The sequence below is a fragment of the Streptomyces sp. NRRL F-2580 genome, from assembly GCF_000720115.1.
Lineage (GTDB): Bacteria > Actinomycetota > Actinomycetes > Streptomycetales > Streptomycetaceae > Streptomyces.
The window spans coordinates 38,303-51,677 of record NZ_JOIR01000018.1; the positions used below are offsets into that span (position 1 = coordinate 38,303).

General features: G+C 72.8%; 12 protein-coding genes. 11 read left to right on the forward strand and 1 reads right to left on the reverse strand.

The window, feature by feature from the left end; translation table 11 throughout:
- Positions 1 to 41 precede the first annotated feature (41 nt).
- The 3 genes from IF88_RS0120935 to IF88_RS0120945 all read left to right on the forward strand — a co-directional run bounded on the left by IF88_RS0120935 (position 42) and on the right by IF88_RS0120945 (position 4,071).
- The gene (locus IF88_RS0120935) at positions 42 to 497 is read left to right on the forward strand and encodes a (2Fe-2S)-binding protein (protein WP_030714433.1); all 456 of its coding nucleotides are present in this window, start codon (positions 42 to 44) and stop codon (positions 495 to 497) included.
- A 160-nt stretch (positions 498 to 657) separates the two neighbouring features.
- A complete protein-coding gene (locus tag IF88_RS0120940; RefSeq protein ID WP_030714436.1) occupies positions 658 to 2,079 on the forward strand; it encodes a PucR family transcriptional regulator in 1,422 nt (473 codons plus the stop codon).
- A 51-nt stretch (positions 2,080 to 2,130) separates the two neighbouring features.
- Complete coding sequence (locus IF88_RS0120945; protein ID WP_030714439.1) at positions 2,131 to 4,071, forward strand: APC family permease; 1,941 nt, start codon at positions 2,131 to 2,133, stop codon at positions 4,069 to 4,071.
- On the opposite strand, the gene IF88_RS40575 is transcribed toward IF88_RS0120945, so the two are convergent.
- A complete protein-coding gene (locus IF88_RS40575; RefSeq protein WP_051837238.1) occupies positions 3,989 to 5,302 on the reverse strand; it encodes a helix-turn-helix domain-containing protein in 1,314 nt (437 codons plus the stop codon). The genes IF88_RS0120945 and IF88_RS40575 overlap by 83 nt on opposite strands.
- A gap of 142 nt (positions 5,303 to 5,444) precedes the next feature.
- Between IF88_RS40575 and IF88_RS0120955 the strand changes: the two genes are divergently transcribed.
- The 8 genes from IF88_RS0120955 to IF88_RS0120995 all read left to right on the forward strand — a co-directional run bounded on the left by IF88_RS0120955 (position 5,445) and on the right by IF88_RS0120995 (position 13,364).
- Positions 5,445 to 6,008, forward strand: coding sequence for a TetR/AcrR family transcriptional regulator (locus tag IF88_RS0120955; RefSeq protein WP_030714445.1), 564 nt, complete (start codon positions 5,445 to 5,447; stop codon positions 6,006 to 6,008).
- A 413-nt stretch (positions 6,009 to 6,421) separates the two neighbouring features.
- Positions 6,422 to 6,664, forward strand: coding sequence for a helix-turn-helix domain-containing protein (locus tag IF88_RS0120965; RefSeq protein WP_030714448.1), 243 nt, complete (start codon positions 6,422 to 6,424; stop codon positions 6,662 to 6,664).
- Between the two features lie 160 nt (positions 6,665 to 6,824).
- Positions 6,825 to 7,220, forward strand: coding sequence for a hypothetical protein (locus IF88_RS0120970; protein ID WP_030714451.1), 396 nt, complete (start codon positions 6,825 to 6,827; stop codon positions 7,218 to 7,220).
- Complete coding sequence (locus IF88_RS0120975) at positions 7,217 to 8,008, forward strand: hypothetical protein (protein WP_037806494.1); 792 nt, start codon at positions 7,217 to 7,219, stop codon at positions 8,006 to 8,008. The genes IF88_RS0120970 and IF88_RS0120975 overlap by 4 nt, the downstream gene beginning before the upstream one ends.
- A gap of 71 nt (positions 8,009 to 8,079) precedes the next feature.
- On the forward strand, positions 8,080 to 8,526 hold the full coding sequence (locus tag IF88_RS40580; RefSeq protein ID WP_051837241.1) for a roadblock/LC7 domain-containing protein: 447 nt from the start codon (positions 8,080 to 8,082) through the stop codon (positions 8,524 to 8,526).
- A 107-nt stretch (positions 8,527 to 8,633) separates the two neighbouring features.
- Complete coding sequence (locus tag IF88_RS0120985) at positions 8,634 to 9,008, forward strand: hypothetical protein (protein ID WP_030714466.1); 375 nt, start codon at positions 8,634 to 8,636, stop codon at positions 9,006 to 9,008.
- A 169-nt stretch (positions 9,009 to 9,177) separates the two neighbouring features.
- Positions 9,178 to 12,756, forward strand: a complete 3,579-nt coding sequence (locus IF88_RS0120990; protein ID WP_030714469.1) for a bifunctional glycosyltransferase/CDP-glycerol:glycerophosphate glycerophosphotransferase — start codon at positions 9,178 to 9,180, stop codon at positions 12,754 to 12,756.
- 125 nt (positions 12,757 to 12,881) lie between these two features.
- On the forward strand, positions 12,882 to 13,364 hold the full coding sequence (locus tag IF88_RS0120995) for a VOC family protein (protein ID WP_030714472.1): 483 nt from the start codon (positions 12,882 to 12,884) through the stop codon (positions 13,362 to 13,364).
- Positions 13,365 to 13,375 lie beyond the last annotated feature (11 nt).

Below are 13,375 nucleotides of genomic sequence, written 5' to 3' on the forward strand. Positions count from 1 at the left end.
AGCCCCTCACCCCTCGCCGGTTCCGGATCCAGGAGTACGCCGTGCCCTCGCACACCTTCACCGTCAACGGGCAGAGCGTCACCGTGGACGCGCCCGACGACCTGCCCCTGCTGTGGGTGCTCCGCGACATGTTGGGAGTGCGCGGCCCCAAGTACGGCTGCGGTGTGGACGTCTGCAAGGCCTGCACCAGCCACCTCGACGGCGTCGACGTCCGTCCGTGCGTGGTGCCCGTCTCCGCGTGCGCGGGCAAGTCGGTGACCACCATCGAGGGACTGGCGAGCGGGGACGAACTGCACCCCGTGCAGGAGGCCTGGCTCGAACAGGACGTCGCCCAGTGCGGCTTCTGCCAGCCGGGCCAGATCATGGCCGCCGTCGCCCTGCTCAAGCGCACCCCCGAGCCCACGGACGAGGACATCGACGCCATCGCCAACATCTGCCGTTGCGGCACGTACTTCCGGATCCGCGAGGCCATCCGCAGCGCGGCCGCCAGGATGTGAGCGGCGGCGGACCCCGGTCTTCCCCCGTGGATGCCGGGATCCGGCCGCTCTTGGTCAAACCTACGCGGCCCGGCGGACGTTGGCAGGGTCCGCCGTGCCCAGTGAGCGGGCGAGACGGGTATCACAGCGCACAGTGAGCGGCGGGTGGTTGAATGCGCCGGTGTCCCGGTCCGACGACGTCCTCAAGCTGCACCGGCTCGCCCACGCCGGAGGATCGGCCGCGCTGCTGGAGTGGCTCTCCGCCCGCCTCGGCGGATGGACCGGGGTCGTGGACGCCGGGCGGGGCCGGGGACCGGCGACCGCCGTGCGGGGCGCCGCCGAGCTGAGCGCCCGCGGCGTACGGTCGGCCGTCCTGCACGCCCCCGGCTCCGCCACGCTGCTGTTCGCGCTGGACGGCGGGCGCGCGCTGGCCGCCGTACTGGAACAGCCGCACCACCCCGACGCCGCCGCCCTGCTCGCGGACGCCGTCGTACCGCTGGCGCTCGTCCTGCGCGCCGAGGAGGCCGCGCGGCGGGAGGAGCGGGCCGCGCTCGCCGAGTCGCGGGCCCGTGAGGCGGTGCTGCACCTGCTGATGAACGGGCGGCTCTCCACCGCCCACCAGATCGCCGAGGCGCTGGGGCCCTCGCTGCCCGAGCCGATGCGGATGTACCTCGTCGAATGCCGCGCCGGCCGGCGCGCCGAAGTGGCGCGGCGGTGCGAGGAGCTGACGGACGGCCGGGCCTGGATCGTGCGCTGTCCGGTCTACGTACGCCACCTCATCGTGCTCGTCCCGGCCGGGCCGGCCGCGGTGTCCGCCGGCCACGACCCCCTCGCCGAGGCGCTGGTGGCGGTGGCCCCGGACTGCACGGTCGGGGTCAGCGGGGAGCTGTGCCTGCGCGAGGCGCCGGCCGCCTACCACCAGGCCTTCCACGCCCTGGCCGTGGCCCGGGAGCGGGGCGAGCGGCACGCCCGCTTCGGGCCCGGGCCCGAGCTGGTGCTCGCCGCGCACGAGGCCGGGGCCGACTGGGCCGAGGCCCTGCTCGCGCCCCTGCACGCGTACGAGCCCCGGCGTCCCCAGGACCCCGGCGGACAGGAACTGCGCGCCACCGCCCACGCCTGGCTGAACTTCACCTCGCACGCCACGCGGCTGCTGAAGATCCACCGCAACACCCTCGCCGCCAGGCTCCGGCTGGTCGAGACGCTGCTCGGGCTGGACCTCGCGCGCCTCGGCGACCAGGCGGCGCTCTCGCTGGCGCTGCGGCTGACCCCGGGAGCGTGGCGGGGGAACGCGGCGGCCGCGGCGGCGGCCACCCCCGGTCTCGACGCGGTGCTGCGCGATCCGCGCGTGACCGCCTGGGCCCGCGCCCAGCTGAGCGCGCTGAGCGGCCCGGACGCACCGCCGGGCGCCCGGGCCACGATCCGCGCCTGGCTGGCGCACGACGCGCAACTCGCGGCGACGGCCGCGGCGCTGGGCGTCTCCGTGCCGGGCGCCCGCAAGCGGCTGACCCGTATCGAGGTGCTGCTGGAGCGCTCCCTGCTCCAGTCCCCGAGCGCCCGCCACGACCTGTGGCTGGCCCACCGGGCGGAGGAGCTCGCAGGGTGACACAAGCCGCAAAAGGGCTGATCGGCGAAAATATTCGACGATCATGCCTCAATGAGGCGAATCAATGCGAAACGCGTGCTGGTCGGTGAACCGCTCGACACCGCTCGCCTGGGCGAGACCCTGCTGCCCAAACGGCTCGCCCTGCCGATCTTCTGCAGCGACCCCCTCTCCTCCGTGGCCTACGCCACCGAGGAGATCCTGCTGATCCTGGCCCTCGCCGGCGTCGCACTGCTCCACCTCACCTGGTACGCGGCCGCCGCCATCGTCTTCCTGCTCCTGGTGGTCGTCGCCTCCTACCGGCAGACCTGCCACGCCTACCCCGGCGGGGGCGGCGCGTACGTCGTCAGCGCGGAGAACCTCGGCCAGACCGCCGCGCTCACCGCCGCGAGCGCCCTGCTCGTCGACTACGTGATGACCGTCGCGGTCTCCGTCGTCTCCGGCGTCTCCGCCATCACCTCCGCGATTCCCTCGCTGAACGACCACGAAGTGGCCCTGTCCGTCGCCTTCGTGGTGCTGCTCACCCTGATGAACCTGCGCGGCGTACGGGAGTCGGGCCGGGTCTTCGCCATCCCCACCTACGGCTTCGTCCTCGTCATCTACCTGATGTTCGCCGTCGCCGCCGTACGCCTCGGGACCGGCGAGACCATCCGCGCCGAGTCCGCCCACCTGCCGATCACCGCCGAAGGCACCTACACCGGCATCGCCCTGGTCTTCCTCGCGATGCGCGCCTTCGCTTCCGGCTGCACCGCGCTCACCGGCGTGGAGGCGATCAGCAACGGCGTGCCCGCCTTCCGCAAGCCCAAGGCGAAGAACGCGGCGACCACGCTCGCCGCGATGGGCGCGCTCTCGGCCACGATGTTCATGGGCATCACGGCCCTGGCCATGTCGTACCAGGTACACGTCGCGGCCGACCCCACCGAACTGGGCCTGCCGCCCGGCACCGCGACCTCCACCGCCCTCGCCCAGATCGGCCGCGCCACCTTCGGCAACTGGCACTTCCTCTTCTACCTGCTCCAGGCCGTCACCGCCGGCGTCCTGATCCTCGCGGCGAACACCGCCTTCAACGGCTTCCCGATGCTCGCCTCGATCCTGGCCGGGGACCAGTACGCGCCCCGCCAGCTCGCCAACCGCGGCGACCGGCTCGTCTACTCGAACGGCGTCGTCCTCCTCGCCCTCGCCGCGATCGCCCTCATCGTCGCCTTCGACGCCCAGCTGACCCGCCTCATCCAGCTCTACATCATCGGCGTCTTCGTCTCCTTCACCCTCTCCCAGGCCGGCATGGTCCGGCACTGGGGCAAGGAGCTCGCCTCACCCGCCACCCCGCCCGAGGAGCGCGTCCACATCCACCGCAGGCGCGCCATCAACGCGGTCGGCGCCTCCCTGACCGCGCTGGTCCTGGTCATCGTCCTGCTCACCAAGTTCACGCACGGGGCCTGGCTCGTCGTCATCGCCATGCCGCTGCTCTTCCTCGGCATGAAGGGCGTACGCCGCCACTACGAGCAGGTCGCCCGGCAGGTCGCCGTGGACCCCCACGTCACACCGCGCAAGCCGGCCCGCCACCACGTCCTCGTGCTCGTCGCCGCCGTGCAGGCCCCGACGCTCAAGGCCATCGGCTACGCGCAGGGGCTGCGCCCCGACACCCTGACGGCGGTCACCGTCGCCGCGGACGAGGGGGAGGCGGCCCGGCTGCGGGAGGCCTGGGCCGCGCACGATCCGGGGCTCCCCCTGAAGATCCTGCACTCGCCCTACCGCGAGGTGGTGGGCCCGATCATGGCCCACGTCCAGGAACTGGCCGCGGGCGACGCCACGGACGTGCTGTCGGTGGTGATCCCGGAGTACGTCGTCGGGCACTGGTGGGAACAGCCGCTGCACAACCAGAACGCCCTGCGCCTGAAGGCGCGGCTGCTGTTCACGCCGGGCGTCGCGGTGATCGACGTGCCGTACCTGCTGGAGTCGGCGAAGTCCGCCCGGCCCGCGGGGCGGGAGGGGTAGGCGCCTCCCCGGCGGCCTGCCGGACCGCGGAGGCCCGGCCCGCCGCGTGCGGGCCCGCCGCCTGCGGGGCCGCGGCGTGCTGGACCACCGCCGCGTGCGCCAGCGCCAGTTCCACCACGTGCCGCGGGTCGGTGAGGGAGCGGCCGGTGAGCTGCTCCAGGCGGCGCAGCCGGTTGGAGACGGTGTTGCGGTGGCAGTACAGCCGCTGCGCGGCGTACGTGGTCGAGCCCTGGCAGGCGAGCCAGGTCCCGAGGGTGGTCAGCAGGGTCCGCCGGTCCTCGGCGGGCAGCGCGAGCACCGGGCCCAGCACCACCTGCCGCAGTCGGCCCGCGAGTTCGGCCTGGCCGGCGACCAGCGCGGCCGGCAGCCGTTCGTCCAGCAGCGCGGTGCGCGGACCGCCGGACTCGGGAGCCGTGCGCAGCGCCAAGGCCGCCAGCCGGTGCGCTCCCGCCAGTTCGGCCGCCGCCCCGACGACCGGGCTGACCCCGGCGCGCAGCCCGAGCGGCGCGAGCAGCTCCCGTACGGACTCCAGCGGATGGTGGCCCAGCTCCACCAGGCCGATCTCCCCGTCGCCGCGGATCCGCCACAGCACGCGCGGAGCGGAGGCCCCGGCCTTGGCGGCGGCCGGGCCCTCGCCGCCGGAACCCACGACGACCACCGCGAAGCGGCCCCGCTCCGGCAATCCCAGCCGCGCCGCGGCCTCCGAGGCCGTCGGCCCCCCGTCGGGCGCCGCCCCGTTGAGCAGGACGTCCAGCAGGGCGGCCCGGCGCTCCCTGTCGCGGTCGGCGCGCACGGCCTCGGTGCGGTGGTACGACTCGGTGAGGGCGTCCGTCATCTGGTCCAGGACGTCCCATAACGCGGGCGCACCCGGCAGCAGCCGGGGCAGCGCCGCCCGGTCGTGCGCGGCCACGGCCTCGGTGAGGGTCTGCCAGAGCAGCCGGCCGCCGCGGCGGTAGGTGCGCAGCAGGGAGGCGAGCGGCAGCCCCTGTTCGGCCCGCAGCGCACCGGTGGCCCGGGCGTCGGCCAGCTCGACGGGAAGCCCCCGTGAGCTGCGGACCAGGCCCTCGACGGCCTGGCGGAGGTGGTGGTGGATCCGCTCGCGCAGCTCGGCCCGGCCGAGCAGGGCGGCGTAGGCGGGATCCTCGGTCAGCGTCCGGTCGGCGAGCCGGTCCGCCGCGACGGCGAGCCGGCGGGACAGGTCCTCGCGTATCTCCTCGATGATCCGCTCCATGACGGGCAGCCTGACACGGGGGAGGGGACGGTGGGGAGGGCCCGGAGACGGCACATCCGCTACCGTGTGCGAATCACTGCACTTGCAGTGATCACCGATGTGCCTCACGCGATGTGCCGCACCCACCCCCCAGGGACCGCCCATGCGCCAGAATCCGCAGCGCCGCGCCGCGCTGCTCGACGCCGCCATCGAAGTCCTGGCGCGCGAGGGCTCGCGCGGCCTGACGCTGCGCGCGGTGGACGCCGAGGCCGGTGTGCCCACGGGCACCGCCTCGAACTACTTCGCCAACCGGGCCCAGTTGCTCGTGCAGATCCTGCACCGCACCCGGGAACGGCTGACCCCGGAGCCGGAGGACCTGGCGGGCCCGCCGGACACCAAGGTGCTGCTGGCCCGGCTGCTGGAGCGGATGCGGCGCGAGCGCAGCGTGCACATCGCGATGCTGGAGCTGCGGCTGGAGGGCACCCGGCGTCCCGAACTCCAGGCGGAACTGGCCGGCTTCCAGGGCGAGGAGCTGGAGGCGAACATCGCCTGGCACCTGGAGGCGGGCCTGCCCGGGGACCGGCAGGGCGTGGTCCTGCTGTACCTCGCGATGCTGGGCCTGATCGTGGACGACCTGACCGCGCCGGCGATGCTGGAGGCCCACCCGGTGGAGGGGCTCATCGAGACGATGGTCGAGCGACTCCTCCCGCAGCGGTCCGCGGACTGACGGTCCCGATGAACTCGCCGCGCGGCTCGGCGCGCTCCCGGGGGTCCGGCCCGGGCCGCTGGGCGCGCCGGACGCCTGGAGCATGGTCACGGAGACGGTCGACGGGGACGGCGTGGCCCGCGTCGGCCGGTGGGGCGACTGGTCCTTCGCCGTGGAACACGGCCTGCCACCCTCGCCGTCCCGGAACACCGCTTCGGGCTGTCGCTGCCGCGCCGGCTGATCGAGGACACCCCCCTCCGGGCGTACGTGACGTGCACGCGTTAGCGGAACCGGGGGCGTACCGGGCCGCACCGGTACCGACCGGGAGGTATCCGGTGATCTTATGCTCGGGTTTACGCGAGTCAGCTGGTTTTGCGGCCGGTGAACGACTTTGATGGGTTCGCCAGGCCTCGTACCGAGCAGGGGGACTCATCATGAGTACCGACCACACTCAGAAGGACAGCGCACCCACTCTGATCGGTTCCGTGCAGCGCGCACTGCGCCTCGTGGAAGCGATGTACGCCGAGGGCGGGGCGACGGCCAAACGGCTCGCCCGGGTCACCGGGATCCCCCTGCCCACCGTCTACCACCTGCTCCGCACCCTCAGCCACGAGGGCTACGTCCAGCGCGAGGGCGGCTCTTTCCGCCTCGCGGACGATCTTCCGCTCGCTTCGTGATCAAATATCGACGCGTTCCGGCCAAGGTCTCACGTGCTGCATGGCATGTTCCAGCGGAAAATGCCAGAACGCCCTTTCGTACTGTGGAAGTTGAGTAAGTTCCCTCCTGTCGCGCCGTACGACCGTGCAAACAGCACATCCGGCCGGGAGGGGAGCCCGCGTGCCCGGGATCGACGAATGCCTGCTCGAAGCCATGGCCCTGCCTGGTGCGCGGGGGGCCGCGCTGGTCGACTGGAGCAGCGGACTGGCCCTCGGCACCGCCGGGGAGTCGCCCGTGGGCGACCACGAGACCACCGCCGCCGAGACCGCCGAGCTGGCCCGGGCGGCCGCCGAGTACGAGTCCTTCGCCTCCGCGGCGCCGGGCGATGACACGGCGGGACCGCCCGTCGAGGACCTGATCGTCACGACCCGCAGCGGCTACCACGTCCTGCGCTTCGTCGACACGAGCTTCGACAGCAGCGTCTTCCTGCACCTGTGGCTCGACCGCACCGAGGGCAACCTCGCGCTGGCCCGCCACAGACTCAGGACCCTGGCCGAAGGGCTGGTGCTCAGATGACCACCCCGGCCCCGGCCGCGAACGCCTTCGCCGCCGTCTCCCCGCTCCTCACCCGGCTCGCCGCGGAACGCGCCACCGGCGCCCTGCTCCGCGACCGCGGCACCCTCTTCCTGGAGGACGGCCGAATAGTCCACGCCGAGAGCCCGGCAACCCCGGGCCTCGACGTCCTGCTCACCACCGGCGGCGGCCTGGCCCCCGAGCGCTGGCGCGAGGCGGTCGACCGGGCCGGCGCCCGCCGCCAGGTCGCCCGCTTCCTCGTGGACAGTGGCGGGCTCGCCGGCGGGGAGCTGGAGATCTGCCACCTCGCGGCCATCTTCGACGCCGCGTTCTTCGCGCTGTCCCCGGGCAGCGGGCCCTCCCGGTTCCGTCGCGGCGCCACCCACTGGATCGGCTCGGTCCGCTCCGTTCCGGCCGCCGCCATCGAGCGCGAGACGCGCCGCCGCCGGGAACTGCTCGACGCGGTCTGGCCCTACCCGCTGCTGGACACCGCCCCCGTGGTGCCCCGGGCGGCCGCGCCCGGCCAGACGGTCAGCGCCCGGCAGCGGATCCTGCTGCGCGCGGCCGACGGCGTGCGCACCCCCGCGGACCTCGCATGGGTGCTGGGCCGGCCCGCCTTCCACACACTGCTCGACGTACGGCGCCTCGCGGCGGCCGGACTGGTCGAAACCCCGCACACCCCGGCTCCGCCGCCGGTCGCGGTACCCCTGCCCGACTGGATGACCCAGGCCCAATCCCCGGACGTGGCGCTGCTCCGCCGGTTACGCGACGCACTGGAGGCAAGCCTGTGAGGCTCCCGCTGCGACCGGCCCTGCGCGCCGACCGCTCCGAGCGGAGGCAGCCCGAAAGGAGAAAGGCCGACATGAGTACGGTGCCCCCCGAGGCGGAGGCCGAGATACTCGCCGAGCTCCGCAGGCTGCGGGCCCGGGTACCCCAGCTCACCGGTGCGCTCGCCGCGAGCGCCGACGGCCTCGTCCTCGCCCAGGACAGCGCCGCCGCCGAGGTCGAATCCGTCGCGGCCCTGACCGCGGCCGCCCTCGGGGTCGCCCAGCGGCTGAGCGACTGCACCGGGCAGGGCGCGTTCCGCGAACTGCTGGTGCGCGGCGAGGACGGATACGTGGCCACCTACGCGGCGGGCATGGCGGCCGTCCTCACCCTGACCGCGGAGCCCCGCGTCAACGTCGGGCGCCTCCACCTGGAGGCACGCCGCTCCAGCCTCCGGATAGCCGAGCTGATCGACCACATCCTCGGGCGGCGCAGCTCCGGCGTCCCGCCCCTGCCCCCGCTGCCCCCCGCTCCCCCCACCTGACCCCCGGACGATTCCGCCGGACCGGACCGGAACCTGCACCGCCCCAGCGAACGACCAGACGAACGACGCAACGAACGACACGACGAACGAGGAAAGAGGAACCCCTCATGGCAAACGTCGAGACCACCCTCAAGGAAGCCACCACCACGATCGACGGCGCGCTCGGCGCGGCCCTGGTCGACTACGGCAGCGGCATGGCCCTCGGGACCGTCGGAGGCGGAAAGGACCTCGACCTCGCGGTCGCCGCCGCCGGCAACACCGACGTGGTCCGGGCCAAGGTCCGCACGATGGAGATGCTCGGCCTCAAGGACGAGATCGAGGACATCCTCATCACCCTGGGCAGCCAGTACCACCTGATCCGTCTGCTGAAGGGCCGCGGCACCTCGGGCTTCTTCCTCTACCTCGCCCTCGACAAGGGCCGGGCCAACCTCGCGATGGCCCGCCACCAGCTGAAGAAGATCGAGGCCGACCTGGAGGTCTGACCAGGGACCGCGACGTCGAGGTGGCGGGCGGCTTAAATCTTTGCCGTCCGCCCCGGCGATCAGCTGTGGTATGCCCGATAAGGGAGGAGTTCATGATTCTGCCACCTAGTAGGATGCTGTGAGCAGCTGATCATCGGTAAAGCACAAAACGCTGGAGAACCCGCCACCCATGCCCCCGCGCCTGAGCATCGTCGTCCCCGTCTACAACGTCGAGCTCTACCTCGACGAGTGCCTGGAATCCATCGCCGCTCAGACCTTCGGCGACTTCGAGGCGATCCTCGTGGACGACGGGTCCACGGACACCAGCGCCGTCATAGCCAAGGCCTTCGCCGCCCGGGACAAGCGGTTCCGCGTCGTGATGCAGGAGAACGCGGGCCTCGGCGCCGCCCGCAACGTCGGTGCCCGCCACGCCCACCCGGACAGCGAGTACCTGGCGTTCGTCGACAGTGACGACACCATGCCGGACTACGCCTACCAGCGCATGATCGACGCCCTCGACGAGACGGGCTCGGACTTCGCCGGAGGTAACGTCAAGCGCTTCCGCTCCGTCGGCATGCAGCAGTCCTGGGGTCACCGGGCCGCGTTCGCCAAGACCCAGCTGAAGACCCACATCTCCAAGTTCCCGGCGCTGGTCACCGACCGGACCGCGTGGAACAAGGTCTACCGGCGCACCTTCTGGGACGAGCACGGCTTCCAGTACCCGGAGGGCATCCTCTACGAGGACGCCCCGGTCAGCATCCCCGCGCACTACTTCGCGTCCAGCGTCGACATCATCAGCGACTGCGTCTACCACTGGCGCGTCCGCGAGACCGGCGAGCGCTCGATCACCCAGCGCTCCACCGACCCGATCTCCCTGATCGACCGCGTGAAGTCCGTCCGCCTGGTCCGCGAGTCCCTCAAGGCCAAGCAGGGCGCCAAGTACGTCCGTTACCTGCGCGACTACGACTACAACGTGCTGAGCGAGGAACTTCCGCTCATCTACAAGTACGTCGCCGAGGGCGGCGCCGACTTCCGCGCCGCCTTCGTCAAGGAGGTCGGCGGGCTCGTCCGCGAGATCGGCACCGGTCCCTGGCCCGACCTGACCGTCGCCGACCGCCTCAAGGCCTACCTGGCCGGCGAAGGCCGCGTCGAGGACTTCATCGCGCTCCTGCACCACCAGCGCGACTACCACTACAGCGTGCCGGTCAAGGGCCTCGCCCGCCCGCAGGCCGACTACCCCTTCCTGCAGGGACGCCCGCCGGTCCCCGCCAAGGTCCTGACCCTCGGCCCGCGCGAGCGCCGGGTCGTCAGCCGTCTGGAGCAGGCGGCCTGGGCCGACGGCAAGCTGCAGCTGCGCGGCTACGCGCTCCCCGGCCACCTCGGCGCGGAGAGCCGCCTCGGCTCGCGCAAGATGCTGGTCTTCCGCGAGGGGGGCAAGCGCCGCCGCTCCGTCGTCAGCACCCGTACGGTCGCCTCCCCGATGGCCACCGTCAAGGCCCCGCACCTCGCCCTGCGGCACGCCGACTGGGCCGGCTTCACCGCCACCGTCGACCCCTCGATCTTCCAGTCGGGCGGCAAGTGGCGCGAGGGAATATGGACCACGTCCATCGCCGTCACCGGAGCCGGCGGCCTGCACCGCGCCCGCCTGCGCGGCGGCGAGCACGACACGGGCCAGAACCCGCCCCCGTACTGGGTGGCCCCCGACGTCCGGATCGTCCCGGCCGTCTCCGGTGCCCTCACCATCCAGGTGGAGATCGCCCGTGCCCGGGCCCTGGACGTCCACCCCGCCGGTGACGACGCCGTCGAGATCACCGGCGAGCTCTCCGCCGAGGCCGGCGCCGCGTCCGCACTGCGGGCTGTCCACGTCACCACCGGCGCCGTCCTCAGCTTCCCGCTGGAGACCGCCGCGGCCCGTTCCGGCCGCGTCCCGTTCACCGCGCGCGTCCCGCTGGCCGAGCTGGCCGCCGTACCCGACGCCGAAGTCGAGCCCGGCGAGTGGGCCCCCGAGCCCTGGAGCCTCTCCGTGCTCGGCGCCGACGGCATCGAGCACCGCCTGGTCCACGACGAGCGCGGCGGCTTCAACGGCCTGGTCCTGCCCCTGCCCGGCGAGGACGGCGACCGCGCCCTCTTCGCCAAGCGCGGCACCACCGGACACCTGACCCTCTCCGTGCAGCCCTCCCCGCCGCTCGTCGACGAGGTGAAGGCCGAGGACGGCACCGTGACCCTGCGGGGCCGGTTCGTGGCGCCCGCCGACGAGCCCTACGAGCTCGTGCTGCACAACGCGCACGGGGTGGAGTTCAGCTACCCGGTCACCCGTGACGGGGACGCCTTCGAGACCACCTTCCAGCCCGTGCTCCCCGAGGCGTACGCCGGCCGGACCACGATCCCCGAGGGCCGCTGGTGGCCCACCCTGCGCCCGGCCGCCCAGGGCGGAACCACCGCGGGCCTGCTCGGCGTCGACCGCGGCGCTCCCGTGCAGATGGGGCCGGGCCTGCTCTTCGCCGGCCCGCACCCCTTCAGCACGCAGGGCCGCCGGATGCGGATCGAGACCCGCTTCCACGACCGCATGGTGCTGGTTGCCGACCCGCTGCTGAGCCCCCACGACCGCTCGAACTTCGCCCAGCGCGTCGCCCGGTTCGAGACCTACCCGGCGCAGCGCGCCCTGCCGGTCAAGGACATCGTGGTCTACGACACCTTCCAGGGGCACGGCGCCGGCGACTCGCCGCGCGCCATCCACGAGGAGCTCGTGCGCCGCGGCGAGAAGCTGGAGCACATCTGGCTGGTCCGCGACGGCCGCGCCGAGGTTCCGTCGACCGCCCGCGCCGTGCAGTACGGCAGCGTGGAGTGGTGGGAGGTGCTGGCCCGCGCCCGCTACTTCGTGACCAACGACAACGTGCCGCAGCTCTTCCAGCGCCGCGCCGGCCAGGTCGTCGTCCAGACCTGGCACGGCACGCCGATCAAGCAGATCGGGCACGACTTCGTGCACGACTACTACACGAGCCCGGAGATCCTGGAGGGGCTGGAGCACGACAGTGCCCAGTGGTCCCTGCTGGCCTCCCCGAGCTCCTACGCCACCCCGATCCTCAAGCGCGCCCTGGGCTACGACGGCGAGGTCATCGAGGCCGGCAGCCCGCGTACGGACGCACTCGTTCGGCCCGACGCCGAGCGGATCGCGGACGTCCGGCGGCGGCTCGGCCTGCCCGAGGGCAAGAAGGTCGTCCTCTACATGCCGACGTGGCGGGAGAACTGCGAGGGCTGGTCGGGCGGCTACAAGCTCGACCTGCGGATCGACCTGGAGCAGGCCCGCCGTGAGCTGGGCGAGGACCACGTCCTGCTGGTCCGTGGCCACCACCACGTGACCGAGCAGGTCCGCGAGGGCGTCCGCGACGGCTTCGTCATCGACGTGTCCCGCTGGCCCGACGCCGCCGACCTGCTGCTGGTCGCCGACGTGCTGATCTCGGACTACTCCTCCGCGATCTTCGACTTCGCGCTCACCGACAAGCCGATCCTGCTCTTCACGTACGACCTGGAGCACTACCGCGGCACGCTGCGCGGCTTCAACTTCGACCTGGAGGAGAAGGCGCCCGGCCCGCTGCTGGCGGACTCGGCGAGCCTGATCGAGGCCGTGCGCAACGCCGACGAGGTCGGGGCGCAGTACGCCGAGGCGCGGGCGGCGTTCCGCGCGGAGTTCTGCGACCTCGACGAGGGCAACGCCGCCGAGCGCGTCGTCGACCGCATGCTCGCCATGGGTGCGGCGCCCGCGAAGTAGACCGTACGGGCGAAATCCCGGCTGAACGCAGACCGGCCCCGGGCCCTCCGATGAATTTCGGGCCCGGGGCCGGTCTGTATGTGAGGAACGGTATCCACCGTGCGCACACCGGCCTGGAGGCAGAGATGAGCGGCAACGGTTTCACCACGTGTCTGTGGTTCGACGGAGACGCGGAAGCGGCCGCCGAGTACTACGTGTCCGTGTTCAAGGACGGCAGGCTCGGCCGGATCGCCCGCTACACGCAGGCGAACCCTCGTGAGGCGGGATCGGTCATGACCGTCGAGTTCGAGATCAACGGGCAGAGGTTCGTCGGTCTCAACGGCGGACCGCAGTTCTCCTTCACCGAGGCGATCTCCTTCATGATCGACTGCGCCGACGAGTCCGAGGCGGACTACTACTACGACACGCTGACCAAGGACGGCGGCCAGGAGTCCGCCTGCGGCTGGGTCAAGGACAGGTTCGGGGTGTCCTGGCAGGTCATCCCGCCCGGTGTCGTCGACCTGGTCAGCGACCCGGACCCGGAGCGCGCCGCCCGGGCCATGGCCGCCATGATGCAGATGAAGAAGCTGGACGTGGCGCAAATGCGTCGGGCGGCCGACGCTGCCTGAGCGTGCCGTCC